Origin of the sequence: Methanospirillum lacunae, from assembly GCF_003173355.1 — an archaeon.
GTDB lineage: Archaea > Halobacteriota > Methanomicrobia > Methanomicrobiales > Methanospirillaceae > Methanospirillum > Methanospirillum lacunae.
This window is the reverse complement of the sequence record NZ_QGMY01000020.1, coordinates 1-1606: the sequence shown is the minus strand read 5'-3', so window position 1 is coordinate 1606 and position 1606 is coordinate 1. Positions and strand designations below refer to the sequence as shown.

Annotated in this window: 1 protein-coding gene; it reads right to left on the bottom strand. The window is 39.9% G+C overall.

What is annotated here, in order from left to right; translation table 11 throughout:
• Positions 1-119: 119 nt before the first annotated feature.
• A complete protein-coding gene (locus DK846_RS17150; protein WP_109970230.1) occupies positions 120-1547 on the bottom strand; it encodes an IS1634 family transposase in 1428 nt (475 codons plus the stop codon).
• Positions 1548-1606: the final 59 nt, after the last annotated feature.

The following is a 1606-nucleotide window of genomic DNA, read 5'->3' as shown; positions in this document are numbered from 1 at the left end:
CCTGACTTTGCCACTTTGACTTTCAAGTCTCAATGAGCTCATCCACTAACACGATCAAATTTGACCCAAATTTCATCTGGTAACTGTATTTGACAGTTGAAGGTTTTTTCCTCAAAACTTCATGTAACCACCCAATTATGGTCCAAAATAACCGTGTTGATGGCATCAAAATTGGAGTGAATGAACCTTTTTGTCTTCCTCATCCAGGAATCAACCGTAACTGTCAAATTCGATAATGCGGTTTTGATGAATTTTGTTGACGTGTGCTTCAGTTCTGGTATCTCAAATCTGATCAGCGAGACAAGTATCTGCGAAATAAATCCGATAATTAACGCCCCGTAAATACTGTTATCGGTCCATACACGTAATGGTTTGATCTCGATCTCATTTTTGAGAGAATTGAATATCTTCTCAATTGAGTCTTTTTTCCGATATGTCAGAAGGGCTTCAGTAAGTGTCAAATTCTTACTCGATTTCAGGCAGAAGAATCCCTCTCTCCCTGTGATGAACTTTTCTTCAAGAAGCTTAACGGCATCATCTTCGGAGAGTTCAATCAGTTTTGTCTGGATGGAGTAGTCTACATCCACAAGAAGATTATTTATCCTGAATCGTTTTGGAAGAGCCTTATTCTTGTCTATACTATCCTGGATGGCCTTTGCTTCTTTTATCTCCCTGATGACTTTTCGGGCTCTGGATTCTAACTGTTCTTTCTGAAGCTTTTCTGAGAAGTAGAGATAGTTAGTACTATTCGGCTTCTCAATTTTAATTCCGTAAATCCCTGACTCTTTATTAATAATCTGAGGATTATAGGCTTCAAATTCAGCAATTATCTTGTCATCGCTCTTGTTGAGTTTCTTTCCGGTGATATACTGGAGATTATCTGCACGTATCATCTGGGTATTGATGACACTGTTCGCTCCTTTATCGAATATCACCAGAGAACCCTCCCTCAACCGGTTCCGTGATTGCCGATATGTCTTCTTGAAGTGGGTCTGATCATTGAGATTACCAGGTTCAATTGTCATTCCAATTGGGATATTGATTGGGTCGGAAAGTTCTGTAACGCCAACGGTAATCTGTTTTTTATCGGGTCGATGATCCCGACTGTACCCATACTTTCCAAGATGGGCTTCATTACCATGAAGGACTATACTGGTCCAGTCCATGTTGGCGTTAGTGTGCTCAAAATAATACCTCAAAAATAGGACATCCTGGATGTCAGAGATGATTACACCCCGATTAGCACCAAGGATTTCAAGAACCCGGTAAAGTGTTCTTTCGCTGAAGGGAGGGAGGGAAAATTCTGCAAGCACCTCTGGCCGGTTGATCCACTCGTGAGCTCTTTTAATGCTGAAGTTATCCGTTAATTTGTAACTGATGAGGGCTCTAAGTAGATTATTGATATCGATACCTCTTGTCTTGTGTTTCCCGAAGATATCGATAAAGTTCAGGACTTCATACAGCCTATCAACGAGGAAAATGGTACCGATAGGAAAGGATATATTTTCATTTGGCTCAAGTTCATTAGTTCTTAGTTTTGTTTGCATTTTGGTCGATTCAAACATCACTAAGAACTCATTTATTTTTTGTTAGTGGCAAAGTTGGG